Genomic DNA, 26,122 nt, shown 5'->3' with positions numbered 1-26,122 from the left:
CGGCATGCCGGAATTGGGCGAAGCCTTGAGCGAACGGCGCGACAGGAAGAACGACGTCGTCATGATGTCGAACTTCCAGCCCTGCTTGCGGCAGATCGCCAGCGCGCGCGGGATGTTGGGCTGCTCCATGTAGCCGAAGGTCAGCGTCACCCGCATGAACAGCTCGTTGACTGTCTCCATCTTGACCCGGTCGCTGTCGGGCACCACCGGCTGCGGCGCGGTCACCACCGAAAGGATGACGTTCTGCTCATGCAGCACCTTGTAGTGCTTCAGGCTGTGCATCAGCGCGGTTGGCGCGCTGAGCGGATCACTGGTCAGGAACACGGCCGTGCCGGATACCAGCTGCGGCTTCTTCTTCAACAAATTGCCGGCGAGGAAATCGAGCGGGATTTCGTTGCGGCGGGTCTTGTCGAACAGATAGCGGCTGCCCCGGATCCATGTCGACATGATCAGTCCCATGATACAGGCAACCGTAATTGATACCCATCCGCCCTCGACGATCTTCACGACATTCGCCAGGAAGAAACCGGTGTCGATAACGCCGAACAGCAGTACCAGTGCCAATGCGAACGCCAGCTTCCATTTCCACAGTTTGCGCATCACCACAAACAACAGGATGGTTGTCATCAGCATTTCGCCGGTCACCGAAATTCCGTAAGCGGAAGCCAGCGAACTCGAACTGCCGAAACCGACCACAAGCAGCATCACCCCCAGCGCGATAAGCAGGTTGACGCGTGGCATATAGATCTGGCCGAGTTGCATTTCGGACGTATGTTGCACCTGGATGCGGGGCAGGAGATTGAGCTGAACCGCTTGGCGGGTCAGTGAAAACGCACCCGAGATAACCGCCTGGCTGGCGATGACGGTCGCCGCCGTTGCCAGACCGACCATCGGCATCAGCGCCCATTCCGGCAGCATCTGGAAGAATGGATTTTTTGGCCTGCCTCCATTGGCGAGGACAAAGGCGCCCTGCCCGAAATAGTTGAGCAGCAGGCAAGGAAACACCACCGAAAACCATGCCAGCACGATCGGCTTGCGCCCGAAATGGCCTAGGTCGACATAGAGCGCCTCGGCCCCGGTCACCGCAAGGAACACTGCGCCGACGGTGACGAAAGCCGCGCTTGGAGTGCCGAAAAGGTAAGCGAGCGCATAGTAAGGATTGATCGCAAGCAGGACCGATGGGTCGTCCATCAGATGGTAGATTCCGGCGACTCCGATAGCCAGGAACCAAAGTGCTGTCACCGGCCCGAACACCGCCGCCACCTTTCCGGTGCCGAAGCGCTGTACAGCGAACAGAACGGCCAGGATGATCAGCGTGACGGGAACGACAAAGGCATCCAGAGTCGGGGTAACAACCTCGAGACCTTCGACAGCCGACAGCACGGAGATGGCGGGCGTGATGATTGCATCGCCGAAAAACAGCGCCGCACCGCAAAGTCCGATCGCCAGGATGAGGCGGGCACCTTTGGGATAAGCACTACGTGCAAGCGACATCAGCGACAGCGTGCCGCCCTCGCCCTTGTTATCGGCGCGAAGCACGAAAGCGACATATTTGATGGTCACGATAATAGTCAGCGCCCAGACGATCAGCGACAGAACACCCAGCACGTCGCCGCGCGTGTCAGTGCCGGGCGACGCATGAAGCGCCTCGCGGAAGGCGTAGATCGGGCTGGTGCCGATATCGCCGTAGACGACGCCAAGTGCGCCTAGCATCAAGACTTTGGTGCTATGCTGCTCGGGATGGCTCGGTTGATCGACGATTTCGGCCTCGCTAACGCTATTGGAAAGGGCCATCGATCACTCTCCGACAGGCGCGCGGCGCTCTACCTTGGCTGCGATACGGTAAGAGTTGCATGCGACGACCAACATACCTTCAATGCCAGGCCCATCGCTACCACCCGCAGGCTTTTAGAAATCGCCCCACCGTGCCGGCCATGCCATACTCCAACGCGTCGGCTGTCAACCCATGCCCGATCGACACTTCGGCCAATGCCGGAATGCGCTTGACCAGCGCAGGCAGATTGCTCACCACCAGATCGTGCCCGGCATTGACCTGAAGACCGGCAGCGAGGGCGGCGTCGGCGGTTTTTCCCAGTCTTTCCAGTTCCTTGGCCGCTCTGGCGGGATCGGAATGATAGCTGCCATATGGACCCGTATAGAGCTCGATACGGTCGGCGCCGGTGTCACGCGCGGCCGTCACACAATCGGGGTCCGGATCGGAAAACAACGACACGCGGAAGCCCCCCTTCTTCAGGCGCTTGACGATCGGCGTAAGGAACGCGGCCTGGGCTTTGAAGTTCCAACCATGGTCCGAAGTCGCCTGGGCCGGGTCGTCGGGCACGAGCGTCACCTGTTCCGGCTGATGCTTTTCCACCAGCGCCAGGAAATCCTCGGTCGGATAGCCCTCGATGTTGAATTCCGCCCGCGGGAACTCGTCATCGATCAGAGACCGTATCTCAGGCAGATCGGAGTGTCTTGTGTGCCGCTCGTCCGGACGCGGATGCACGGTCAAGCCGTGCGCCCCGGCTGCGAGCGCGATGCGGCCGAGACCGGTCACGCTCGGCCAAGGCAGGTCGCGCCGGTTGCGCAGCATGGCGATGGCGTTGAGATTGACGGAGAGCTTTGCGGGCATGGAGCGGCCTCGGAATTCATTCGACGCGCCACCTATAATGCCTTTGGCGGGAACAGACAGGGGGTTTCGGGTGTTCCAGGGAGACGAACTGGTCCCGCGAAAGGAAGCGCCCATGAATTTTCTCGACACAGTGCCGGCGATCCGGCGCATCGACACCGATCGCGACGACCTTTTTGCCATCGATGTCGTCGGTTATGTTTCAGCCGCGGACGCCGAAAACCTGTTCGGCCTGCTGGAGGCGGCCTATGCCCTCCACCCGCGAATCGATGTTGCCGTGCGCCTGATCGACCACGAGGGCGTCGACTGGGCCGACATTTCGGACGATACGCTGAAACAGGGCACGATCCGTGCGCTGGAGCATGTCGGCCGTTGCGCGGCGATCGGCGAACCGGACTGGACTGCGGACGCTCGGCGGCTCATGCCGGCTTCTGCTCCTGTCGAGCTCAGGCACTTCAGTGCCGAGGAGGAAGCCGAGGCCTGGCAGTGGCTCGATGCCGAACCGATCGGGGATCAATAGCGCGGGGAGGAAAGGCCAGCCGTCGAATGGAACACTGTCCGAAAGTCCCGGCAGACACTTACCTGACGATCGTCAGCCGTTCGGCCGCGCGTGTGATCGCGGTATAGAGCCAGCGCTGGCGGGTTTCCTTGAAGGCCCAGCTCTCGTCGAACAGCACGATCTCGTTCCACTGCGAGCCCTGCGCCTTATGCACGGTCAGCGCGTAGCCATAGTCGAAATCATCAAAGCGTTTCTTCTGCTGCCAGGGAATATCGGCGTCCGGATCCTCGAATGCCGCCTTGAGCAGTTTGATCTTGGCGACGCCGCGATCGGGATCGTCCTCTTCCGGGGAGACCAGGAGGTTGATGCCCGGCTTCACCGTCTCGCGCGACGAGGTCATCACCTTCCACAGCGAACCGTTGAGCAGCCCCTTGGCCGGATCGTTGCGCAGGCAGACCAGCTTGTCGCCGGCTTGCGGGTAGTCGGCGTTGAAGCCTTTCAGTTCGCGCAGGCGCTGGTTGTAACGGCGACGCGTGCGGTTGGTGCCGACCAGCACCTGATCGGCCTTCAGCACCAACTCCTGGGTGACGTCTTCCTTGCCGATCACCTGCGCCGTCCCGTAATCGCCACGCATGAATTCGCGGCCCTCGCGGACATCGAGCGCCAGCCGCAGGATCGGATTGTCGCGCGCCTGCCGGTGGATTTCCGTGAGCAGGAAATCCGGCTCATGGTCGGTGAAGAAGCCGCCGCCCGAGATCGGCGGCAGCTGGCCGGGGTCGCCGAGCACCAGGATCGGCGTGCCGAAGCTCATCAGGTCGCGGCCAAGCTGCTCGTCGACCATTGAGCACTCGTCGATGACGACGAGCTTGGCGCGCGAGATCGGGCTCTGCCGGTTGAGCGAAAAGGTCGGCGACATCGAGGTCTTGCCGGTGACCTCGTCGGCAACCGATTCCTCGCCCTTTGGTCGGTAGATCAGCGAATGGATGGTGCGGGCGTTGACCGCGCCCTTCGAGCGCAGCACCTGCGCGGCCTTGCCGGTGAAGGCGGCGAACTGAACCTGGCCGTCGACATGTTCGGCGAAATAGCGGGCCAGCGTCGTCTTGCCGGTGCCGGCATAACCGAACAGCCGGAACAGCTGCGGCTTGCCAGTCTTGAGCCAGCGGGCGACCGCTTGCAGCGCCTCGTCCTGTTGGGGAGAGAATTCCATCAGTGCGACAGACCGGATTCGCGAGGGAAAGACAAGCTCGGCCGCCACCACGATCAATCCTTGGCGGCAAGGGTCAGACTATCAGGCCCAAGCTGGAACGTAAAGTGAACATAGGGAACAGGTGGGTCGAGCCGCCATCACCTATTCGGTCGGCCCCGGATCGTTCTCCAGCAGGATCGGCTTGCCGTGTGGGGTCGCGTGTGCCGCGCGCTCCCAGGCCTCAGCCATCGCGTCAACATCGGACTTTCCGGCCAGCCCCTTGGACGCAAGCAAGCCTTCCAGCGCCGCCAGCCAATGCTCATAATAATCATGGCCATCGGTCGCAGCGCCCGGCTTCTTCACCTCGGTCGACAGCGCTTCTGCCCAATCACTCCACGAAAACAGGCCCTTGTCGTGCAGCGCGACCGTCATCGCGAAGGCTTGCGCCTGCCAAGGCTCGGCAAAGACCGGCGCATCGACGCCCGCCGGCAAACCGGCGGCGTGTTCGTTTGCCTCATGCCGGCTCAAGATAGCTCTCCCAGGCGTCGATCGACACGGTCAGCGTCGGGTCGGCCCCCTCGCCCCAGATCTCAGCCCCTTCGAAAACCACGGTGTAGACCCATTGCGGATTCTCGCCGTGGCCATGCGCGTTGCTGTCGGGAAACACGAAGCCGTCGCGCACCGCCTCGATCGTTCCATGCTTGCCGCGTGCGTAGCGCGGCAGCCGCGTGTGGCCGGTCGGGTTGAAGTTCTTGGTCCGCACGAGGTCGCCCGCCTCGAACCGCGCCGGCGTGGCAACCGGCCGGTCGCAGGGACCGCCCTTGGCCAGCACCGCCGGCACGTTCTCCGCTTTCAGCACCCTTTTGGGGGTTGCCGCCGGATCAACCGCCGTACCTGCCGCCAGATCGCGCTCGCTGACGAAGCCATGGCGCTTGAGCAGCACCTCCAGCGCCTTGATCCAGATCTGATAATAGCTGGAGGCATAATAGTCCGCCGGATGCAGCGATTCCCGCGCATGCCGGCTCTCGTCTATAGTCCAGGCCCCCATGGCACCGGCGCACAAGGTCACGCCGAGCGCCCGCCTTTCCCATTCGGCATGAAAATACGGCTCGTCCTTTTCCGGCGCCACCGGCCCGAAGCCCATCTGCCCGCCGAGATCCTGCGGCCCGTTCATGCCGGCTCCCGCGCCAGGGCAGTGCCGATCATCGCATCGCGTGTCACCAGGTCGGCCAGCCGCTCCTCGCTCCAGCCCTCGGCGCCCTCGGGCCGCATCGGCACCACGAGATAACGCAGTTCGGCGGTCGAATCCCAGACGCGGATCTTCTTGGTCGTAGGCAGCGTCAGCCCGAATTCCTCCAGCACCCCGCGCGGATCGATGACCGCGCGCGAACGATAGGGCGGCGCCTTGTACCAGACCGGCGGCAGGCCGAGCACCGACCACGGGTAGCAGGAGCACAAGGTGCAGACGACGAGGTTGTGGGTGTCCTTCGTGTTGAACACCGCCTGCATGTGTTCGCCCTGACGGCCGGTATAGCCGAGCGAGCCGATCGCCGCCGTCGCGTCGCGCTTCAGCCACGCCGCGAATTCCGGGTCCGCCCACGCCTTGGCCACCACCCTGGCGCCGTTACGCGGGCCGACCTTGGTCTCGTAGGTGTCGACGATGACGTCGATCGCGGCCGGGTCGATCAGCCCCTTGCGGGTGAGGATCGTCTCCAGCGCGCGCACGCGCGCGGCAAAAGGATCGAGTTCGTTGTCGTGGTGGTCATGATCGTGCGACATGACGGCAAATTACGATCGCAGACACAAGGCCGCAAGCGCAACGGCTTGGGCCAGCGCGTTCGCGACCGGTCGGCGCTATTCGGCCGCCGCCTTCTGCGGCTCGACCAGCGGCTCCTCATCGACATCGAACAGTGACGGCTGGGCAGGCGCTTCGGTTGGGCGCGGTTCGTCCTCGCGCTTCGGCCACAGCCCGATAAGCCAGCCGGAGAAACGCTCCATGTAGACATAGATGACCGGCGTCACGAACAGGGTCAGCGCCTGCGAGGCGACGAGGCCGCCGACAACCGCCACGCCGAGTGGCTGGCGCAGTTCGGCGCTGGCGCCGGTGCCGAGCGCGATCGGGATAGTGCCCATCAGCGCCGCCAGCGTCGTCATCATGATCGGGCGGAAGCGCATGATGCAGGCCTTGTGGATGGACTCGACCGGCGACATGCCTTCTCGTCGCAATTCGAGCGCGACGTCGATCATCATGATGCCGTTCTTCTTGACGATGCCGATCAGCATCAGGATGCCGATGACGGCAATCACTGACAGGTCCATCCCCGCGAGCCTGAGCGCAACCAGTGCGCCCAGCACCGCCGAAGGCAGGCCGGTCAGGATGGTGAGCGGATGGATGAAGCTTTCGTAGAGGATGCCGAGCACGATATAGATGGTGAGGATCGCACCGCCGATCAGCAGGCCCTGGTTTGCGAGTGAATCCTGGAATGTCTTGGCCGTGCCGGCGAAGGTGGTCGAGATCGCCTTCGGCATGCCGATCTGTTCTTTCAGCGCGTCGATGCGGGTCACGCTATCGCCGAGCGCCACACCTTGCGGCAGGTTGTAGGAGATCGTCACCGCCGGAAGCTGGCCAAGCTGATTGACGGTCAAGGCGCCGGCGGTTCGGTCGACACGGGCGAAGGCGCCGAGCGGCACCAGGCTGCCACTGGCCGTCCTCACCTGGATGGCCAGCATCCGCTCGGGCGACCACTCGATCTTCGGATCGAGCTCCATGACGACCTCGTAGCTGTCGGCCGAGCCGAAGATGGTCGAGACCTGCTGGGTGCCGAAACCGCCATAGAGGCTCGAACGCAGCGTGTCGGTATCGATGCCGAGCGTAGCCGCCTTGTCGCGATCGACCACCAGCGTCGCCTGCAGGGCATTGTTCTGCAGATCGTCGGTGACGTCGGTGAAGGTCGTGTGATCGGCCGCCATGGCGTCGTTCAGCTTCTGCGCCCAGAGGTCGGTCTGGCCCGTATCGAGGCCCTGCACCACCAGCTGATAGGCGCTTGCCGAAGAGCGCGAGCCGAGCCTGAGGTTCTGCACCGGCTGCATATAGGTCTCGATGCCTGGCACATTGGCCAGTTGCTTGCGCAGGTCCGACAGCACCTTGTCGATGTCGGGGCGCTGGCTCTTGTCCTTCAGCTGGACATAGAGCCGGCCCTGGTTCAGCGCATTGCCGCCGCCGCCCGCCGAATAGGCGACATGCGAGACATAGGGCGAGTGGGAAAAGACATTTGCCACTTGCCCCTGCAGCTTCACCATCGCATCGAATGAGATGTCCTGGCGCGCAATGGTCGTCACCGAGACCTGGCCGATGTCCTCCTGCGGAAAGAAGCCCTTCGGCGAAATCTGGATCAGCCAGACCGACGCCGCCGCCGTTCCGATGAAGACCAGGAAAACCAGGAATGTGTGGCGCAGGCAGAAGGTCAGCAGCCAATCATAGCCGCGCATGAAGAAATTATGCTTCTGACCCTCGCTGTGCGCGGCTTCCCGCTCGGCCGTCGACACCGACAGCAGCCTGGAGCAAAGCATCGGAGTGAGCGTCAGCGACACGAACATCGACGCCAGGATGGCGACCGTGACCACCACCGCGAACTCGTTGAAGATGCGTCCGATGACGCCACCCATCAAGAGCACGGGGATGAACACGGCGACCAGCGAGATCGAGATCGAGATGATCGTGAAGCCGATCTCGCGCGCGCCTTTCAGCGATGCCTCGAAGGCCGAAAGCCCGTCCTCCTCCATGTGGCGGAAGATGTTTTCCAGCATGACGATGGCGTCGTCGACGACGAGGCCGACCGCCAGCGTCAGGCCCATCAGCGAGATGTTGTCGATGGAGAAGCCGAACAGGAACATCACGCCGAGCGTGGCGATCAGCGAGATCGGCACCGCTACCGCCGGGATGATCGTCGCCGTCACCCGGCGCAGGAACAGGAAGATCACCATGATCACCAGGGCGATGGTGAGCAGCAGGGTAAACTGGACGTCGTCGACGGCGGCGCGGATCGAGGTCGAGCGGTCGTTGAGCAGCTTGATGCTGGCCGCCGCCGGCATCTGGTCCTGGAAGGACGGCAGCATCGCCTTGACGCGGTCGACGACGTCGACGGTGTTGGCGTCGGGTTGACGCTGCACCGCCAGTATGATGGCGCGCGTGCCGTCATACCAGCTTGCCGTCGTCGAGGTCTCGACCGAGTCGATGACGCGGGTCACCTCCCCCAGCCGTACTGGATGCCCGTTCTTGGTGGCGATGATGAGATCGGAGAATCCCGCCGCATTGGTCAGCTGCGTGTTGGCGGTGATGGTCAGCTGCTGCTTGTCGTTCTGCAGCACGCCGAGCGGCGTGTTGCTGTTGGCCGAGGCAATCGCCGTCTGCAACTGGTCGATCGAGATGCCACGCGCGGCAAGCGCCGTCGGATCGATCTGGACGCGCACGGCGTATTTCTGCTGGCCGAAGATCGAGACCTGCGCCACGCCGTCGATTGTCGACAGCGACGGCGAGATGACATTCTCGGCAAAGGCATCGAGATCGGTCAGCGGAACCGTGTCGCTGACCAGGGACATCAACAGGATCGGCGCGTCGGCCGGATTGACTTTGCGGTAGCTCGGCGGCGCCGTCATCTCCGGCGGCAATTGGCGCTGCGTGCGCGCGATCGCCGCCTGCACGTCGGCCGCTGCCGCGTCGATATCCCGGTTGAGCACGAACTGGATGGCGATGGAGGTCGAGCCGAGCGAGTTGGTCGTCGAGATCGAGTCGATGCCGGCAATGGTGGCGAATTGCTTGATCAGCGGCGTCGCCACCGAGGTCGCCATGGTCTCCGGCGAAGCGCCCGGCAGCGAAGCCGAGACATTGACCACCGGAAACTCGGCGCTCGGCAGCGCGGCCACCGGCAGGAATTTGTAGGCAAAAAGCCCGCCCAGCACGAGGGCGAACGACATGAGCAGTGTGGCAACCGGCCTGCGGATGCAGAATTCGGAAATCATTGGCGTGCCTCGCCGGCCTTGTCGGCCTCGGCCACCTTGGGAGCGGCCTGGCCATCGGCGCCGGCTGAAGCCTTGCCTTCATGCACCGCGGCCCCCTCCTTCAGCCTTGTCTGGCCTTCGACGACAACTTTCTCGCCACTTTTCAGACCTTCGCTGATGGCACTGTTTTCACCCTCGGTCAGCGCCACCTGCACCGGCCGCATCTCGACCGTGTTGTCCGGCTTGACCACATAGACGAACGGCCCCTTCTGGCTAGGCTGCACCGCGACCGTGGGAACCGATGTCATTTGCGGCATGATGCCGGCATCGAGCACGACGTTGACATATTGCCCAGGCCACAAGGAGAGATCGGAGTTCGGCACGCTCGCCCGCGTCGCGATCGTGCCGGAAGCGGTATCGACGCTGGAATCGACGAAATCGAGCGTGCCCTTGCCGACCGGCGTCGGATCGCCGTCCTTGATCAGCGTCACGGCACCTTGCCGCGGCGTCGCCAACGCCTTGTGCAGGAGGGCCAGATTGCTTTCGGGAAGATTGAAGTTGACCTGCAGCGGATCCATCTGAGTGATCGTCACCAGTGGGGTCGCCGTGCTGCTGTTGCCATTGCTGGTGGTGACGAGATCGCCGACCGCGACATTGACGGCGCCCAGCCTGCCGGAAATCGGCGCCCTGATCGCCGCAAAGCCAAGCTGGACGTTGTCGGCGTCGATCGTCGCCTTGTCGGCATCGACGGTCGCCGCCGCGGCCTTTTGTGCCGCCATCGCCTGATCGTAGGTTTGCTGCGTGCCGGCCTGCTTGGCGACCAGGTCCTTGGCGCGCTGAAGATCGGACTGCGAGCCGTCGAGCAGCGCCTGGTCCTTGGCGAGGGTCGCCTGGTCCTTGGCGAGCTGCGCCTTCAGCGCGCGGTCATCGAGCGAGAGCAGAAGATCGCCGGCCTTCACCATCTGCCCGTCCTTGACGTCGATCGACACGATCTGGCTGGATACGCGCGCATTGATGTTGACCACGGCCGGAGAGGAGACGAAGCCGATCGCGTAACGCCGGATCGGGAAATCAGCCGTCGTAGCTGTCGCGGAAACGATCGAGGCCGAGCGGGCGCCATTGCCGCCGCCGGCCTGCTTGCCGGCAGCCTTGTCCGACGCCGCGACCGGCTTTCCGCCGATGATCTGCTGAACCTTGCCCATCGTGTCGGGCGAAAGGTAAAGCCAGGCAGCGCCTGCGCAGGCCACAAGCAGCGAAAGGATGACTTTTCCACGCATGGTCAAAAGGCCCTCTCCATCCGACACGCCGTGGCCTGATGGTCTTATTTTAGCGCAAATCACGGCCTCTTGCCGCGATTTCGCCGAATAGATAGGACACGCCTTGGGCGGAAAAGGGCCAAAACACGGCATTACGAAGATTTAATGTGCACTGCACAATAGCTGTGCACCCCGGCCTTCATTCCCAACAGGACAGCCAGCGACCTAACGGAGCATCGGCCAAAGCGTCGCCGCCAGCAGCACGCCCATGGCGATGTTGAACCACTTGAGCCGCACCGGGTTCGACAGGAAACCGCGCAGCGCGGTGCCGAAACCCGCCCACACCGAGACGCTCGGCAAATTGACGATGGTGAAGGCGATCGAGATCAACACCACCGACAGGAACGGATGCTGCGGATTGGTATAGACGGCCATGGCGGTGATCGCCATCACCCAGGCCTTGGGGTTGACCCACTGGAACGCGGCCGCATCGATGAAGCGCATCGGTTGGCCCTTCGCCTCGCCCTTGCCGGCAAGCGAACGCGACATGGCGATCTTCCAGGCAAGGTAGAGCAGATAGGCGCCGCCGGCGATCTTGAGTGCGGTGTGCAGTGCCGGAAACGCCGTCAGCACCGCGCCAAGGCCAAGCCCGACGGCCACCAGCAGCACCAGGAAACCGATGCTGATGCCGAACATGTGCGGCACGGTCCTGACGATGCCGAAATTCACCCCCGATGCCAGGAGCATGAGGTTGTTCGGCCCCGGCGTGATCGAAGTCACGAAGGCGTAGACCAACAAGGCGAGGAATGCGTCAAGCGACATGATACCCTCCCAGATACGTCAGCATTATTGTCTCTTTCAGGCGGCCGCACAAAGGCCAGTCGCGGCCCATGGCCGAGCCAGATTTTGCGCCTTTGGAATATCTGGATCGGCTTGGCCGGCCCTACATGCCCTGCGGGCCACGGTTCAGTGCCGCCACGCCGGTGCGGCAGATTTCGACCAGGCCGAGCGGCTTCATGATGGCAATGAACTGGTCGATCTTGGAGCCCTTGCCGGTGATCTCGAAGATGAAATGCTCGGTGTTGGCGTCGATCACGCTGGCGCGGAAGGCATCGGCGAGCCGCAGCGCCTCGACGCGGGCCTCGCCGGTGCCGGCAACCTTGACCAGAGCCAGTTCCCGCTCCAGCGGCCGCTCCTGCCCGAACTCATGCGAGCGCACGGTGAGATCGACCACGCGGTGGACCGGCACGATGCGCTCGAGCTGATGCTTGATCTGCTCCAGCACATGCGGCGTGCCGCGCGTCACGATGGTGATGCGCGACAGATGTTTCTCGTGCTCGGTCTCGGAGACGGTCAGGCTCTCGATGTTGTAGCCGCGCCCGGAAAACAGGCCGATGACCCGGGCAAGCACGCCCGGCTCGTTGTCGACCAGCACGGAGAGCGTGTGGTTCTCCGGCTTTTCCGTTTCCTTGGCGATGAAGTAGGCGGAGCCAGTCGGTTGTAGCTGTGCGTTCATGACATGAATCTCGATTTCAAACTCTTGATCTAATTCTCTGTTTGCGCACGGCTTCTCGCGACAGCCCTGCCTCGGCTCGGCCGCACTACACCAGTTCCCTGCCTTTGGCGTCGATGGCGTTGGCCACCGCCTCGTCGGTCGCCTCGTCGGGCAGCAGCATCTCGTTGTGCGCCTTGCCAGACGGGATCATCGGGAAGCAGTTGGCGAGCGTTGCGACGCGACAGTCGAACAGCACCGGCTTCCTGACCGAGATCATCTCCTTGATCGCGTCGTCCAGCTCGTCCGGCTTCTCGCAACGAATTCCGTGGCCGCCATAGGCTTCCGCCAGCTTGACGAAATCGGGCATCGCTTCGGTATAGGAATGCGACAGCCGGTTGCCGTGCAGCAGCTGCTGCCACTGCCGCACCATGCCCATATACTGGTTGTTCAGGATGAAGATCTTGATCGGCGCGTCGTGCTGCACGGCAGCGCTCATCTCCTGCATCGTCATCTGCACCGAAGCGTCGCCGGCGATGTCGACGACCAGCGCGTCGGGATGCGCGATCTGCACGCCGAGTGCCGCCGGCAGGCCGTAGCCCATCGTGCCCAGCCCGCCTGAGGTCATCCAGCGGTTCGGCTTCTCGAAATGATAGTGCTGCGCGGCCCACATCTGGTGCTGGCCGACCTCGGTGGTGATGTAGGTGTCCATGCCCTTGGTCAGTTCGTAGAGCCGCTGGATGGCATATTGCGGCATGATCACGTCGTTGTTCATCTTGTAGGCGAGCGAGTCGCGCGCGCGCCATTTGGCGATCTGCTCCCACCAGGGATAGAGCGCCTTCTTGTCGGTCTTGGCGGTCGCCCGCCACAGCCGCACCATATCCTCCAGCACCCGGCCGACATCGCCGATGATCGGCACCTCGGTGTGAACGTTCTTGTTGATCGAAGACGGGTCGATGTCGATGTGGATCTTCTTCGAGTTCGGCGAGAAGGCGGTCAGCCTGCCGGTGATGCGGTCGTCGAAGCGCGCGCCGATGCAGATCATCACGTCGCAATCATGCATGGCCATGTTGGCTTCGTAGGTGCCGTGCATGCCGAGCATGCCCAGCCAGTTCTTGCCCGATGCCGGATAGGCGCCGAGCCCCATCAGCGTCGAGGTGATCGGGAAGCCGGTGAGATCGACCAGTTCGCGCAGCAGATGGCTCGCCTCCGGGCCGGAATTGATCACCCCGCCGCCGCTGTAGATGATCGGCTTCTTGGCGCTGGCCATCAGCTCGACCGCCGCCTTGATCCTTTCCAGATCGCCCTGGACTTTGGGCTGGTAGCTGGTGCGCGGCGCCATCTGTGGCGGGACGTAGAAGCCCTTTGCAAACTGCACGTCCTTGGGGATGTCGACGACCACCGGACCGGGCCGACCGGTCGTCGCGACATGGAAGGCCTCGTGAATCGTCGCGGCGAGCTCGTTGACGTCCTTCACCAGCCAGTTGTGCTTGGTGCAGGGGCGCGTGATGCCGACCGTATCGCATTCCTGGAACGCATCCGAACCGATCAGCGAGGTCGGCACCTGCCCGGTCAGGCAGACCAGCGGGATAGAATCCATCAGCGCGTCCTGCAACGGCGTCACCGCGTTGGTGGCGCCCGGGCCTGAGGTCACCAGCATGACGCCGGCCTTGCCGGTCGAGCGCGCATAGCCCTCGGCTGCGTGGCCGGCGCCCTGCTCGTGGCGCACCAGGATGTGCTCGACCTCGTCCTGCTGGAAGATCTCGTCGTAGATCGGAAGGACGGCGCCGCCCGGATAGCCGAAGACATGCTTGACGCCATTGTCCTTCAGCGCCTGCACCACCATTTCGGCGCCTGTCATTTCGCGCCGCTCACTCTGTCCGTTGCTCATCGGTCTGGTCCCGTACTGTCGCCATTTGGGCGTTGCTGGTCGTTTAGTCGTGTTTCAGGCAATAAAAAAGGCCCCCGAGGGAGCCTGTGTGTTGCGCATGGGAGGTTTTCGCCCGGCGGTTACACCGCCTTGCCCACGCGCCTTCCTACGAGAATGAGTGCCGTTTTCATGGTGGCGGACACTAAGGGCGGGAAAGGCAGCCTGTCAACGGGAAAAATAGAGCCGGCAGCCGGCGCGCAGGTGCGTTGCCTGGCCCCGGCCAAGCGGCCCGGCACCTTGCAGCGGGAAACGTGCGGATCGCATTTGGAATCTTCTTCGCCTGCATCGTTGCCGACGGACGGTGAACGGCTCACCTTCGACTTGTTTTGGGCAAGCCGTTGAAATCACTGGAAACTATGGTGGGGCGTGACGAAGGCCGCCATCTCTGCCGATACTTGATCGTCCGGCTTGCAAGTCGGGAGGAGCCACCATGACGATTTGGATTTTACGGGAGGAATGCTGATGCTCGACAAGGCCCCAAACAAGAAACTGTCCGACCTGCTCGATCAATTCGGCGCCGCCCTTGCCGCCAACGACATTGAGAAGGCCGTCAGCTGCTTTCAGGAGGATTGTTATTGGCGCGACCTCGTCACCTTCACCTGGAATATCAAGACCATGGAAGGCCGCGATCAGGTCCGCGACATGCTGAAAAGCCAGCTGTCGAAGATCAAGCCGTCACACTTTGCCATCGCCAAGGGTGAGGACGCGACAGAAAGCGGTGGGCTGATCGACAGCTGGATCAGTTTCGAGACCGGGGTGGCGCGCGGCTTTGGCCATATCAGGCTGAAGGACGGCAAGATCTGGACGCTGCTGACCACCATGGTCGAATTGAAAGGCCACGAGGAGCCGGCGGGCTTCGCGCGGCCAATGGGCGCCAAGCATGGTTCGGGCAAGAACCGCCTGACATGGAAGGAGGAACGCGAAAAGGAAGCCGCCGAACTCGGCTTCAAGACGCAGCCCTACACGGTGATCATCGGTGGCGGCCAGGGCGGCATCGCGCTCGGCGCGCGACTGCGGCAGCTCGGCGTGCCCACCATCATCATCGAGAAGAACGAGAGGGCCGGCGACAGCTGGCGCAAGCGCTACAAGTCGCTCTGCCTGCACGATCCCGTCTGGTACGACCATCTGCCCTATATCGATTTCCCGAAGAACTGGCCGGTCTTCTCGCCCAAGGACAAGATCGGCGACTGGCTGGAAATGTACACCAAGGTCATGGAACTGAACTACTGGTCCTCGACCGAGGCCAAGAGCGCCTCTTATGACGACAAGACGAAGGAGTGGACCGTCGTCGTGCACCGCGACGGCAAGGACATCACGCTGAAGCCGAAGCAGCTGGTGCTGGCCACGGGCATGTCGGGTCGACCCAATCTGCCCAAGTTCAAGGGCATGGAGAACTTCAAGGGCGAGCAGCACCATTCCTCGAAACATCCTGGTCCCGATAAATATGTCGGCAAGAAAGTGGTCGTCATCGGTTCGAACAATTCCGCCCACGACATCTGCGCAGCGCTGTGGGAAGCTGGCGTTGACGTCACCATGGTCCAGCGCTCCACCACACACATCGTCAAGTCCGACACGCTGATGGATATCGGCCTTGGCGCGCTTTATTCGGAACAGGCGGTGCAGAACGGCATGACCACGGCCAAGGCCGACCTCATCTTCGCCTCCCTGCCCTACAAGATCCTGCACGAGTTCCAGATCCCGCTCTACGAAAAGATGAAGAAGCGCGATGCCGACTTCTACAAGGGGCTGGAAAAGGCTGGCTTCATGCTCGACTGGGGCGATGACGGTTCGGGCCTGTTCATGAAGTATCTCAGGCGCGGCTCCGGCTACTACATCGATATCGGCGCCTCGCAGCTGATCATCGACGGCGCCATCAAGCTGAAGAGTGGTGTCGACGTGAAGGAGATCAAGGAACATTCCATCCTGCTCAGCGACGGCACCGAACTGCCGGCCGATGTCATCGTCTACGCCACCGGCTACGGCTCGATGAATGGCTGGGCGGCGGAGCTGATCTCGAAAGAGGTCGCCGACAAGGTCGGCAAATGCTGGGGTCTCGGCTCGAACACCACCAAGGATCCCGGCCCCTGGGAAGGCGAACAGCGCAACATGTGGAAACCGACGCAGCAGGAGGCGTTGTGGTTCCATGGCGGCAATCTGCACCAGTCGCGCCACTACTCGCAGTTCCTGGCGCTGCAATTGAAGGCCCGGCAGGTCGGCCTGCCGACGCCGGTCTACGGGCTGCAGCAGGTCTATCACAAGGGATAGTCGTAAGGCCATCCGGCGGAAGCCAAGAAGAGGGAGGCACGGTGCCGGCCGTGCCTCCCTCTTGTTCTATCGCGAACGGCTACGCCGCCTTGCCGGCCGCGAACTTGGCCACCACTTGCTGCAGCAACGGGACATAGTCGCGAAATGCTCGTGTCTTCATGTTGGCGATCTTGCCACTCTCATCCCAGATGCGGACCCGGACCGCTTCCTCGTGGAAGGGATTTTTGTGAAACTCCGCCACCTCCTCGGCGCTCATCGGTCCACCCTGAAGTGAAAGCGTGTGGACCGAGGCCGGCGAAAGCTTGCCGAAATAGGTCGGGTCGGTGGCGCAGAGATAGCGCTTGGCCGCGACATGCAGCCTGACGCATTCGACGATGACGGGCGGAAAGAACGGCGCCAGCACCTCGCCGCCGGCCTCGTCATGGTGCTTGTCCTCGACATCGTCGGGCGAATAGGTGCCGAACTCGCTGGTATAGTGGCCGATGTCGTGCAGCAGGGCCGCCGCCACCAGCTCGTCCGGCGCGCCGTCCTGCTCGGCGAACCACGCGCCCTGCAGCATGTGCTCGGACATGGTGACGGGTTCCCCGAGATAGGATTCCGCGCCCCGGCGTTCAAAGATGTCAGCGATGAATTCGACGATGTTGTCCGCGTTCAAGTCCTGGCCGCTCATTCCGCCGCCTCCTTGAACCCGTGTTCGATCGCCGCCAGCGTCGACAGCAGGCCGTCCTTGTCGGCATAGCAACCCTGCAGCCAGCGCTTCCCGGTACCGGAAAACGCCTTGCGCGCATGCATGACGCGCGTGTTGTCGACAATGAAGGCCTGGCCCGCTTCGAGCTTGAACGTGACTTCGAAGGAGGGATCCTCGATCAGTTCGGCGAACCGGCGATAGGCGGCGTAGTAGGCGTCCATGTCGGCGAACGGCACGTCGACCGTTGGCGCCAGCGAGCGGTTGTTGAAGCGGATGCAGATCAGCTCGCCATCGGGGCCGAGTTCGATCATCGGCCGCTTCGCCTGAAGTCGCACACCCGACGAGCCGGCATATTCGAAACGTGCCGGCCATGAACTCAGGAGCCGGAAGCCTTCGGGGTTTTCGGCCTGCAGCGCTGCCGCGACGGCAAAACCGTCGACGACGCTCGACTCGCCACCCTCCACCGTATTCTCGATGCAGGACAGGATCTGCAGCGTCGGCACCGGATCGCGATAGGGATTGTCGGTGTGCGCCTGGAGGCCGAGATTGGTGTAGGCGAGATTGCTCGGATTGACCTCGGCGCGCACCTCGAACCAACGGCCGTAATTGGTTTCCCTGATATAGCCGAACAGGTCCGACACTTTGCACAGGGCCCCGGACTCGGCTGGCAAGCCATCCATCACGGCAAAGCCATAGGCTCGCACCGCCGACAGCCACTGCCGGAGGGCGCCGCGGTCGCGGCTGGCGGTTGCATAGTCGGCGCGCGGCACGGAACCCTGCATCGCTGCCCCGGTCCAACGCTTGATCCCGACATCCGTCCAGCCGGGTTGGCGCGCCTCGACACGATCATAGGCGTTGGCGCTCAGCCATGCGGCCGGAAAGCGGACCGTCTTCTGCTCGGGCACGAAGCTGATCTCGAGGGCGCTTCCCTTGATCAGTGCGGTACTGATCCGCGTCGCGGCCGGAATGTCTAGGATGGTGATGAGCCGCTGACCGTTGCCGGCGCTACGCGTCTTGTCGTCCAGCGCGTTGTCGCGCAGCCACACCGCATGAAAGCGGGTGCGCGTCCCGTCCTTCCAGCCAAGTTCGATTGTTCTGCCTTCGTCGCCAATCAGCGCGTGGGTAAGCATCGAAATCCGTTCCTGTCCTCTACGCCTCCGCGGCCCGATCCGCAGGGTTTCGATTGCATGTTGACGGCGCGAAAGGCATAACTCAAATTATCATTTTTTGGCCAATGACCACATTCAACTAATGGCTCGAAGAACCATCCCGGCCTTGCCTCCCCTCGACTGGCTCCGCAGTTTCGAGGCCGCGGCGCGGCTGTCGAATTTCACCGCGGCGGCAGCCGAGCTTGGCCTGACCCAGGCGGCCGTCAGCCAGCATATCCGGCTTCTCGAGGAGCGGCTGAAGACCCGTCTGTTCTTGCGGCTGGCGCGCGGCGTCGCGCTGTCGCCGGAGGGCGCGGCCTACTTGCCGCACATCCAGTCGGCCTTCGCCACCATCGGCAACAGCACCGCGGAATTGTTCGAGCCGCGCGCCGTCCAGACTGTCTCCATCCGGGCGCCGATCTCCTTTGCCCTGCTGATGCTGGTTCCGGCGTTGCCCGATCTTGCGAAGGCGCTGCCGCGCGTCCAGCTCGACCTGGTGACGATCCATCGCCCCACCGACTACGACTTGCCGGGCTCGGTGCTCGACATCCGTTTCGGCAACGGATCCTTTCCCGCCCGCGAAGCCGAGAGGCTGACCGCCGAGCGGCTGGTGCCGGTGGCGGCTCCAGCGCTGGCCGGTGGCGCCGACTGGACATCCCTGCCGTTGCTTCTGGTTGCCGGCGCGCGCGAGATGTGGGCGGAATGGTTCACCGCCGCGGGCTTGGCCGGCCATCCCAGGCGATCGCACCGCTTCGACAGTTTCGTCGCCGCCATGGAGGCGGCGAGCGCCGGCGCCGGCGTGCTGCTGGGCTCGCGGCCGCTCATTGATGCGGCGCTCGACAGCAAGGCGCTGGTCAGGCTTTCAGATTTCGAACTTTCCAGCACCTCGGGGCATTTTCTGACCAGGGCGACCACCGCGCGCCTGACCGGCGCCGAGCAGGACTTCCGCGACTGGCTGCTGTCGCGCCTCTCCGGTGCGCCTCCGACGGGACCGGGAGCGGCATGAGTTACCGGAATGGCGTGCCGATACGCTTCCAGTAGATCAGCGTACCGGTCAGCCCGCCATGCGGCTTGAAAGCATAGTCCGGTATTTCGCCGGCCAGCGTGAAACCGAGTTTTTCGTAGAGGCCTGAAGCGCCCTCCTCCGTTGCCGTATCCAGAACCAGCAGCGTGCGCCCCTTCTCAACGGCAAGGCTTTCGGCGGCGCGCATCAGGTGCGTACCAACGCCCCTGCCCCGACGGGCGACGCCTGTCATCAGCTTGGCGATCTCGGCCCGGTGCGGCTGGTTGGGCGGGCAGTCGAGCAGCAGCGTCACGGTGCCGACCAGAACCTCGCCGTCCCAGGCGCCAAGCACCGCTCTTTCCCCTCTTGCCGCCGCAGCCAGCGACTTCTCCCAAAATGCGCTTGCCGCTTCCGGCGCCAGCGGATGCATGAAGCTGACCGAACCGCCGGCAGCGACCGTTTCGATCAGCAGATCGGCCAGCATATTCCGCGTTTCCATCGTCGCGGTCAGGGCTCTGATTTCGAGGAAACTCATCCGTGCGTCCTGATTGCAGTGAAGTGGGTCGATGCGGGCTCGCCGCCGTCAATCGAGGTGGCGCGCGCGGCGTCGCTTGCGTGCCGCCTTGATCGCGGCAATCCGTTCGGTGTCTTCTTCCCGAAGATGCCGCCCCCGCTCCAGAATCTCGAGCGTGTACTCCTCATAGGTCAGGCCCAGCCGTTCGGCCTTGTCCATGCGCAGCAGCATGACCTCGCGGCTCGGGGCCTTCCACGCCTTGGCGTGGGCCGCCTGCCAAGCAAGAAAGATGTAGGGATCACCCTTGCCCCATGGCGGCCCTTTGTACTCATCAAGAGGCGGCCCCCCATTGTGGGATCGCTTTGGTCGTCTTGCCATGATGTCAGCCCCTGACCAGCGCGACGAGATAGTCGGCGCCCGGCCCCAAGGCATGGAAGGTGCAGTCCGCGGGCGCACCAAGCGCCAGGCAGTCGCCGGGCTCGAGCCTGTGCACCACATCGCCTTCGACGAATTCGAGCCGCCCTGAGATCAGCCATATCTGTTGCTTGATGAAGGCGTAGGAAGCGGCGGGGAAACTGACCTTGGCGCCCGCCGGCAGTTGCACCCTGATCAGTTCGAGCGGCATGTCGCAAGATGGCGAGAGATGCCGCCTGACATAGCCGGTACCGGGATCGCGCCACACCGGTTGGTCGCTCTCGCGCAGCAACCCGCCGCCTTGCAATTCGGCGCGCGCGATGAGGGTCGACAGCGTCATGCCGAAGGCCGACGCGATCCGCACCAGAAGGGCCGCCGTCGGGCTGGTCTTGCCGCGCTCGATCGTGCTCAGCATCGCTTTCGACACACCAGACCGCTCCGCCAGCTCGGCCAGCGACCAGTCCCGAATGATCCTCTCGGCGTGAATCCTTCTGCCGATGGTCGAGGAAATATCGTTCGCTATATCATCCATATGTTCATTATAGCGAAATATCGAGACTGGAGAAGAGCCGTCTCGCAACAATTTGCACGGACCGCTTAATCCTCTCTACACCATCCGACCTCATCACGCCTTAACCCCATTCCTGTAGGGTCGATGCTTCAGGGAAATTGGGATTGGCCTGTCCATGTTTGTCGAACGCGAAGCTTCCGGCGGAGAACCGACATCGCAGGAGCGCCGCAACGCAGAGCAGAACGACAGGCGCGTCCTGGGCAATGTCGTGCAATGCGACGGCGCGCGCGCCACCATCAGCGCCTACGCGGACGACATCGACGGCGCGGTGACCGGCCTGTGGACGGTCGGCAAGATGATTTCCATCAATCTCGGATCCACGCGAACCGTCGGCCTGGTCTATGGGATCGGCAAGTCGGATCGCGCCTGGAGCAACGAGGGCCAGAACCCGATCGAGGTCAGCATCGAGCTGATCGGCGAAGTGCGTGACGGAGCTGACCCCAACGCCAAGCCGATCTTCGATCGCGGCATCACCACCTATCCGCATATCGGCGCCATCGCCCACCGCATCCGCACCCGTGACCTGCAGGCGGTCTATGATCTCGCCGGGCGTCATTCGATCACCATCGGCACGCTCTCGCAGGACGAGTCGATCGCCGCCAACATCGCCATCGACGATACGCTGGCGCGCCACTTCGCCATTGTCGGTACCACCGGCGTCGGCAAATCCACCGCCGTCTCGCTGCTGCTGCGCAAGTCGATCGCGGCGCGGCCCGACCTGCGCATCCTGATCCTCGACCCGCACAACGAGTTCGCGGCGTCGCTGCCCGAATATTGCGTCAGGGTCGATTCCAAGACGCTCGATCTTCCATTCTGGATGTTCCGGCTTGAGGAATTCGCCGAGGTGCTGTTCCGCGGGCGCGAGACCGTGCCGGAAGAGATCGACGCCTTGCGCGACCTCATTCCGGCCGCCAAAAATCTGTACCGCAACCCAAATTCGGGCACCTATCTGCGGCGCGGCAGCGATGCGCTGACCGCCGACACACCGGTGCCTTACCGCATCGCCGACCTGATCAAGCAGATCGACGAGCGCATGGGCATGCTCGAAAGCAAGACCGATCGCCCGACGCTCAAGTCGTTGAAGACGCGCATCGAATCGGCGGCCGCCGATCCGCGTTACCGTTTCATGTTCAACTCGCGCCTGATCGAGGACACCATCCACGAGACGATCGGCAACATCTTCCGCGTGCCGCATCACGGCCGCCCGGTAACCTGCTTCGAGATGGCCGGCATGCCGTCCGAAGTGGTCAATTCCGTCTGTTCGGTGCTGGCGCGCCTGGCCTTCGACCTCGCATTGTGGAGCGAGGGCAAGCTGCAACTTCTGTTGCTGTGCGAAGAAGCGCATCGCTATATGCCGGCCGATCCGCGTCTCGGCTTCGCCCCGACCAGGCACGCGCTGTCGCGCATCGCCAAGGAGGGCCGCAAGTATGGCTGCTATCTCGGCGTCGTCACCCAGCGCCCGGGCGAGCTCGATCCGACCATTCTGTCGCAATGCTCGACCTTCTTTGCCATGCGGCTTGCCAACGAGCAGGACCAGGCGATCATCCGCTCGGCAATTGCCGACTCCTCGGCATCGACACTTGCCTTCCTGTCGTCCATGGGCCAGCGCGAAGCCATTGCCTTTGGCGAAGGCGTGGCGACGACCATGCGACTGAAGTTCGAAAAACTGCCCGCGGAATTGATCCCCGGCACGGCCAAGCGCGAAGACGCCATGTCGTCGAAAACCGGCGATGATGTCGATCTGGTGGCGATTGTCGAGCGGCTGCGCAACGTGCCGAAACCTCAGCAGCAGGCGATGGCCTTCGCCGAAGTCGTCGACTCGGGCCGCCAGGCCGGCGACCCGGACTACCGCAAACCGCCAGCCACCCGCGTTCAATCGGACGACGATTTCGACATGCGCTACGGCCTCAAGCCCGCGACCTTCGGCCTGCGCCCCCAGAACGATTGAGCCTGCAGGCCGATCCTGCAGCCTTTTTTGGCGTTCTGCTGACCGGTTGAGAAGCCGCGTCAAGTATCCAAGATCTGCTTCGTTGGCCCGCTTGGATAAATCCCGAAAGGGAATTCATCAGGCCGGATTGAATGACGTGGCTTTCGAGAAGCCGGAGCGGAGCGGACATCTAGTCCGTGAGCACCGGAAGTCGAGAAAGCCGCGTCAGGCAACCGGCCTCATGAATTCTTCTTCGGGATTTTAGGCGCAGACGCGGTTGCGGCCTTGCCTCTTCGCCTCATAGAGTTGGCGGTCGGCGCGGCGGTAAAACTCCTCCGCTGTTTCCTTGCGGTCCCAGACGGCAAGCCCGACGCTGGTGGTGATCTTCAGGCGGACATTGCCGGAGAGGACCGACATGTTGGCGATCGCCTTGCGGATGCGCTCGGCAAACTTGCCCAGAAGTGCGGCGTCCATGTTGGGTGTGACCACGGCGAACTCCTCGCCGCCCAACCGCGCCACCACGTCGTGATAGCGCGTCATGTCCTTGAGGCAATTGGCGACGGCCTTGAGCACCTCGTCGCCGACATCGTGGCCATGGGTGTCGTTGACCTGCTTGAAATGGTCGAGGTCGAGGATCATCAGCCCGACGGGCTTTTCGATGCGCCTGAACTCTTCGAGATATTCTTTCAGCGCATCGTCGAAATAGCGCCGGTTCTGCATGCCGGTCAGACCATCGGTCAGGGCGGCATGCTCGAGCGTTTCCGACCGGGCGCTGAGCGAAACCGTCATGGCGCGCAGCTTGCCTTCTTCCGTCGCCTGTTTTCGGATCAGCGGGTAGATGAAGAAGATGCCGAAAAACAACGCCGTGGCCAGAAGCACGCCCGTCGCGAACAAGAGCTTGTTGAGGTAGATGATCTTCTCTTGGCCGGAAGCCGTATGCAGCTCGGTGGCGAAGGCTTGCAAAAGCCCATAGGCATGCAGCGTCACCAGACCAGCGGCCAGGATCACGAAAATAAAGACGAAAAATGCTGATTCCGCCTTGTGGAAACGCATCTGCTCCCCGTTGGAAAAATGCCCACTGACCTTATGGCATGGCGGGCCTTACGGAGGGTTAATTTGGACAACCGCAACGGGAACCTTTCGTTGCAGGTCAACTTTTCAGGTTGTAATGGAAACAAGCTGTCGGATCGTGGTTTCCAGATCGTCACCGGGACGTAATCTTTGCCATTCCGGCCCCAGTTGATTCCTGAACCAGGTCGCTTGCCGCTTGGCATATTGCCGGGTCGCGATCTTGGCGAGCTCGATCGCCTCGGGAAAGCCGACCTTTCCTGCCATCGCCGCCTGCAGTTCGCGAACGCCGATCGCTTTCATCGCCGGCAAGTCTGGATTGAGGTTGAGCGCCACAAGTCGCTTGACCTCATCCAGCGCACCCATGTCCAGCATCCGGTCAAAGCGCGCTTCGATGCGGCCGACCAAAGCTGCCCGGTCCGGCTCGATCACGAAGAAACGCGCGCTCTCCCTGTCGATGAGCGGCCAGCCGCGTTGCGCTTGCCATTCCAGGATCGAGCGGCCCGACGCGTCCAGCACCTCCAGCGCCCGCACGATGCGTTGGCTGTCGGTCGGCTTCAGCGTCATGGCGGCCGCCGAATCCTCGCGCAGCAGCAGGCTGTGCAGCTTGACGGCGCCCTGCTCCTTCAATTCGTAGCGCCAGCGGTCACGGATCCGCTGTGGAATATCGGGTATTTCCGAGATGCCCTCGGCAAGCGCGCGAAAGTAGAGCCCGGTGCCACCGACGAAAATCACTGGCCGCGCGGAGGGCGTGCCGTCCGCCCGCGCTGAGAGCGTGCCGTCGTCGATCAGCTTCATCACGTCGCGCAGCCAGGCGCCGGTGGAATAGGCGGTGGCCGGGTGGACGTGCCCGTAGAGGAAATGCGGGGCGCGGGCCAGGTCGGCTGCCCCTGGCCGGGCCGTCAGCACGTCGAGTACTGAATAGCCCTGCATGGAATCGGTGTTGACGATGACGCCGCCCTTGCGCTCGGCCAGATCGAGCGCGAAGGCCGACTTGCCGCTTGCGGTCGGCCCGGCTATCAGGATCGCGTTCTTCACGCGGCCCTCGCCCGCTTGTCCGTCGGAATGTTCCATGCCGCTCGTCGCCACGCTTGTTTCCCGTCCCGCCGACCGCGCTCTGTCGCTGTCGCTTGCGAATATGGCGTCACGGTCGGTCGGCGCAAGCGCTGTTGTCTGGCTGGCCGAAGGGATTGCCTGCGATCTTGTCCTGCCGAGCCAGGCCGACGCCGCCGATGCGACAGCCGCCTTGCGCGCCGCACTTGCCGGCGAACCGGTCGACGTGATCGTCCAGCAGGCTGAAACGCGCCGCAAGAAGATCCTCATCGCCGACATGGATTCAACCATGATCGACCAGGAATGCATTGACGAACTGGCCGACGAGATCGGCCTCAAGGATCGCGTTGCCGTCATTACCGCGCGTTCGATGAACGGCGAGATCGCCTTCGAGCCGGCCTTGCGCGAGAGGGTGGCGCTGCTGAAAGGTCTCGACGCCGCAGTGGTCGACCGCATCGTCGCCAATCGCCTGACCTTGGCCTCCGGCGGCCGCGCCTTGGTTCAGACCATGCGGGCCAATGGCGCCTGCACGGCACTGGTGTCCGGTGGGTTCGAAGTCTTCACCACACGCATCGCGGCCATGCTTGGCTTTCAGGAGAACCGCGCCAACCGCCTGCTCGAGCAGGACGGCCGGTTCACCGGGCTGGTCGGCGAACCAATCCTCGGCCGCGCCGCCAAGGCCGACGCCTTGATCGAAATTTCAGCACGCCTCGGCCTGACGCCCGCTGACGCCATCGCGGTTGGCGACGGCGCCAATGATCTCGACATGATCCGCTTGGCCGGGACAGGTGTCGCGCTTCATGCCAAGCCGACCGTGGCGGCGCAGGCAAAGGTTCGCATCGACCATGGCGACCTGACCGCATTGCTCTATTTGCAGGGCTACCGGCAGGAAGAGTTTGCGCAATGAAAACAATGCGTACCGAGCGCCTGATCCTGCGCAACTGGGAGGATCGCGACCGCGAGCTGTTCCACCGGATCAATTCCGACGAACGGGTGATGGAGTTCTTCCCGTTCCGCCGCGACCGCGTCCAGGCGGATGCCAAGATGGACGAGTTGCGAGGCGTGATCGACCGCGACGGCTTCGGCTTTGCGGCGGCCGAAATCGCCGCCACCGGCCAGTGCATCGGCTTTGTCGGCATCACGCGAACCGACCATATGCCGTTCCTGCCGGCCGGCACCGTCGAGATCGGCTGGAGGCTGGCGCCCGAATTCTGGGGCAAAGGCTATGTCACCGAAGCCTCGGAAGCCTGGCTGGCCTTCGGCTTTGAAACACTCGGCCTTGGCGAGATCGTCTCCTTTGCCGTCGAGAACAACCGACGCTCCACTGCCGTCATGGAACGCCTCGGCATGACCGCCGACCCATCAGCCGACTTCGATCACCCCGGCATTCCAGACAGCCATGCCGCGCTCAAGCGGCACGTCTTCTACAGGCTCTGGCGCGCCGACTGGGAACAACAAAAAAGGGCGGCTCGTTAGCCGCC

At 63.2% G+C, this 26,122-nt stretch carries 24 protein-coding genes; 6 read left to right on the top strand and 18 right to left on the bottom strand.

Translation table 11 applies throughout. From position 1 onward, the window contains the following. A partial coding sequence (locus tag BLS48_RS19190; RefSeq protein WP_091580575.1) for a potassium transporter Kup occupies nucleotides 1–1,794 on the bottom strand: 1,794 nt, incomplete at its 3' end. Nucleotides 1,795–1,891: 97 nt separating this feature from the next. Further along, nucleotides 1,892–2,632: a pyridoxine 5'-phosphate synthase gene (locus tag BLS48_RS19185; RefSeq protein ID WP_091580572.1), complete on the bottom strand. Its 741-nt coding sequence runs from the start codon at nucleotides 2,630–2,632 to the stop codon at nucleotides 1,892–1,894. Between the two features lie 112 nt (nucleotides 2,633–2,744). Here BLS48_RS19185 and BLS48_RS19180 point away from each other — a divergent pair, with 112 nt between their 5' ends. Beyond that, a complete protein-coding gene (locus BLS48_RS19180; RefSeq protein ID WP_091580619.1) occupies nucleotides 2,745–3,149 on the top strand; it encodes a SpoIIAA family protein in 405 nt (134 codons plus the stop codon). A gap of 58 nt (nucleotides 3,150–3,207) precedes the next feature. Here the strand turns inward: BLS48_RS19180 and BLS48_RS19175 are convergent, their stop codons facing one another. From BLS48_RS19175 to BLS48_RS19135, 9 genes are all read right to left on the bottom strand, one after another. Beyond that, nucleotides 3,208–4,335: an ATP-dependent DNA helicase gene (locus BLS48_RS19175; RefSeq protein WP_091580570.1), complete on the bottom strand. Its 1,128-nt coding sequence runs from the start codon at nucleotides 4,333–4,335 to the stop codon at nucleotides 3,208–3,210. Nucleotides 4,336–4,476: 141 nt separating this feature from the next. Further along, entirely contained in the window at nucleotides 4,477–4,842 is a 366-nt protein-coding gene (locus BLS48_RS19170; protein WP_167365146.1) for a nitrile hydratase accessory protein, read from the bottom strand. After that, nucleotides 4,829–5,488, bottom strand: a complete 660-nt coding sequence (gene nthB, locus BLS48_RS19165) for a nitrile hydratase subunit beta (RefSeq protein ID WP_091580568.1) — start codon at nucleotides 5,486–5,488, stop codon at nucleotides 4,829–4,831. The genes BLS48_RS19170 and nthB overlap by 14 nt, the downstream gene beginning before the upstream one ends. After that, entirely contained in the window at nucleotides 5,485–6,093 is a 609-nt protein-coding gene (gene nthA, locus BLS48_RS19160; protein ID WP_091580565.1) for a nitrile hydratase subunit alpha, read from the bottom strand. The genes nthB and nthA overlap by 4 nt, the downstream gene beginning before the upstream one ends. Before the next feature lie 75 nt (nucleotides 6,094–6,168). Further along, complete coding sequence (locus BLS48_RS19155; RefSeq protein WP_091580563.1) at nucleotides 6,169–9,333, bottom strand: efflux RND transporter permease subunit; 3,165 nt, start codon at nucleotides 9,331–9,333, stop codon at nucleotides 6,169–6,171. Next, the gene (locus BLS48_RS19150) at nucleotides 9,330–10,589 is read right to left on the bottom strand and encodes an efflux RND transporter periplasmic adaptor subunit (RefSeq protein WP_091580560.1); all 1,260 of its coding nucleotides are present in this window, start codon (nucleotides 10,587–10,589) and stop codon (nucleotides 9,330–9,332) included. The genes BLS48_RS19155 and BLS48_RS19150 overlap by 4 nt, the downstream gene beginning before the upstream one ends. Before the next feature lie 204 nt (nucleotides 10,590–10,793). Then, complete coding sequence (locus BLS48_RS19145; RefSeq protein WP_091580558.1) at nucleotides 10,794–11,390, bottom strand: LysE family translocator; 597 nt, start codon at nucleotides 11,388–11,390, stop codon at nucleotides 10,794–10,796. Nucleotides 11,391–11,511: 121 nt separating this feature from the next. Continuing rightward, nucleotides 11,512–12,084 carry an acetolactate synthase small subunit gene (gene ilvN / locus BLS48_RS19140; RefSeq protein WP_091580555.1) on the bottom strand — a complete coding sequence of 191 codons (573 nt, stop codon included), beginning with the start codon at nucleotides 12,082–12,084 and terminating at the stop codon, nucleotides 11,512–11,514. Between the two features lie 85 nt (nucleotides 12,085–12,169). Further along, on the bottom strand, nucleotides 12,170–13,951 hold the full coding sequence (locus tag BLS48_RS19135; RefSeq protein ID WP_091580552.1) for an acetolactate synthase 3 large subunit: 1,782 nt from the start codon (nucleotides 13,949–13,951) through the stop codon (nucleotides 12,170–12,172). A gap of 501 nt (nucleotides 13,952–14,452) precedes the next feature. Between BLS48_RS19135 and BLS48_RS19130 the strand changes: the two genes are divergently transcribed. Further along, nucleotides 14,453–16,255 carry an NAD(P)/FAD-dependent oxidoreductase gene (locus tag BLS48_RS19130; protein WP_091580615.1) on the top strand — a complete coding sequence of 601 codons (1,803 nt, stop codon included), beginning with the start codon at nucleotides 14,453–14,455 and terminating at the stop codon, nucleotides 16,253–16,255. 79 nt (nucleotides 16,256–16,334) lie between these two features. Here BLS48_RS19130 and tmpB read toward each other — a convergent pair whose 3' ends face one another. Both tmpB and tmpA read right to left on the bottom strand, forming a co-directional pair. Next, nucleotides 16,335–16,925 carry a (R)-1-hydroxy-2-trimethylaminoethylphosphonate oxygenase gene (gene tmpB / locus BLS48_RS19125; RefSeq protein WP_091580550.1) on the bottom strand — a complete coding sequence of 197 codons (591 nt, stop codon included), beginning with the start codon at nucleotides 16,923–16,925 and terminating at the stop codon, nucleotides 16,335–16,337. After that, nucleotides 16,922–18,073, bottom strand: coding sequence for a 2-trimethylaminoethylphosphonate dioxygenase (gene tmpA / locus BLS48_RS19120; protein ID WP_091580547.1), 1,152 nt, complete (start codon nucleotides 18,071–18,073; stop codon nucleotides 16,922–16,924). The genes tmpB and tmpA overlap by 4 nt, the downstream gene beginning before the upstream one ends. A gap of 121 nt (nucleotides 18,074–18,194) precedes the next feature. On the opposite strand from tmpA, the gene BLS48_RS19115 reads away from it, so the two are divergent. Continuing rightward, complete coding sequence (locus BLS48_RS19115) at nucleotides 18,195–19,097, top strand: LysR family transcriptional regulator (RefSeq protein ID WP_091580545.1); 903 nt, start codon at nucleotides 18,195–18,197, stop codon at nucleotides 19,095–19,097. A gap of 1 nt (nucleotide 19,098) precedes the next feature. Here BLS48_RS19115 and BLS48_RS19110 read toward each other — a convergent pair whose 3' ends face one another. From BLS48_RS19110 to BLS48_RS19100, 3 genes are read right to left on the bottom strand one after another with little or no spacing between them, the layout of a single operon-like run. Continuing rightward, nucleotides 19,099–19,629, bottom strand: a complete 531-nt coding sequence (locus tag BLS48_RS19110; protein WP_091580542.1) for a GNAT family N-acetyltransferase — start codon at nucleotides 19,627–19,629, stop codon at nucleotides 19,099–19,101. Nucleotides 19,630–19,677: 48 nt separating this feature from the next. Continuing rightward, nucleotides 19,678–19,986: a hypothetical protein gene (locus BLS48_RS19105; protein ID WP_091580539.1), complete on the bottom strand. Its 309-nt coding sequence runs from the start codon at nucleotides 19,984–19,986 to the stop codon at nucleotides 19,678–19,680. A 4-nt stretch (nucleotides 19,987–19,990) separates the two neighbouring features. After that, nucleotides 19,991–20,554, bottom strand: coding sequence for a helix-turn-helix domain-containing protein (locus tag BLS48_RS19100; RefSeq protein ID WP_091580537.1), 564 nt, complete (start codon nucleotides 20,552–20,554; stop codon nucleotides 19,991–19,993). A 154-nt stretch (nucleotides 20,555–20,708) separates the two neighbouring features. On the opposite strand from BLS48_RS19100, the gene BLS48_RS19095 reads away from it, so the two are divergent. After that, complete coding sequence (locus tag BLS48_RS19095) at nucleotides 20,709–22,541, top strand: ATP-binding protein (protein ID WP_091580534.1); 1,833 nt, start codon at nucleotides 20,709–20,711, stop codon at nucleotides 22,539–22,541. Nucleotides 22,542–22,781: 240 nt separating this feature from the next. Here the strand turns inward: BLS48_RS19095 and BLS48_RS19090 are convergent, their stop codons facing one another. Next, the gene (locus BLS48_RS19090; RefSeq protein ID WP_091580531.1) at nucleotides 22,782–23,573 is read right to left on the bottom strand and encodes a GGDEF domain-containing protein; all 792 of its coding nucleotides are present in this window, start codon (nucleotides 23,571–23,573) and stop codon (nucleotides 22,782–22,784) included. Nucleotides 23,574–23,678: 105 nt separating this feature from the next. Continuing rightward, the gene (miaA, locus tag BLS48_RS19085) at nucleotides 23,679–24,662 is read right to left on the bottom strand and encodes a tRNA (adenosine(37)-N6)-dimethylallyltransferase MiaA (RefSeq protein WP_091580529.1); all 984 of its coding nucleotides are present in this window, start codon (nucleotides 24,660–24,662) and stop codon (nucleotides 23,679–23,681) included. Here miaA and serB point away from each other — a divergent pair. Next, the gene (gene serB, locus BLS48_RS19080) at nucleotides 24,661–25,548 is read left to right on the top strand and encodes a phosphoserine phosphatase SerB (RefSeq protein WP_091580526.1); all 888 of its coding nucleotides are present in this window, start codon (nucleotides 24,661–24,663) and stop codon (nucleotides 25,546–25,548) included. The genes miaA and serB overlap by 2 nt on opposite strands. Further along, nucleotides 25,545–26,117, top strand: coding sequence for a GNAT family N-acetyltransferase (locus tag BLS48_RS19075; RefSeq protein WP_091580524.1), 573 nt, complete (start codon nucleotides 25,545–25,547; stop codon nucleotides 26,115–26,117). Before serB ends, BLS48_RS19075 begins: the two co-directional genes overlap by 4 nt. The last annotated feature ends 5 nt before the right edge of the window (nucleotides 26,118–26,122 follow it).

Source organism: Mesorhizobium qingshengii (genome assembly GCF_900103325.1).
Classification (GTDB): domain Bacteria; phylum Pseudomonadota; class Alphaproteobacteria; order Rhizobiales; family Rhizobiaceae; genus Mesorhizobium; species Mesorhizobium qingshengii.
Note: the sequence above shows the minus strand (reverse complement) of the source record. Positions and strands in the feature narration are given on the sequence as shown.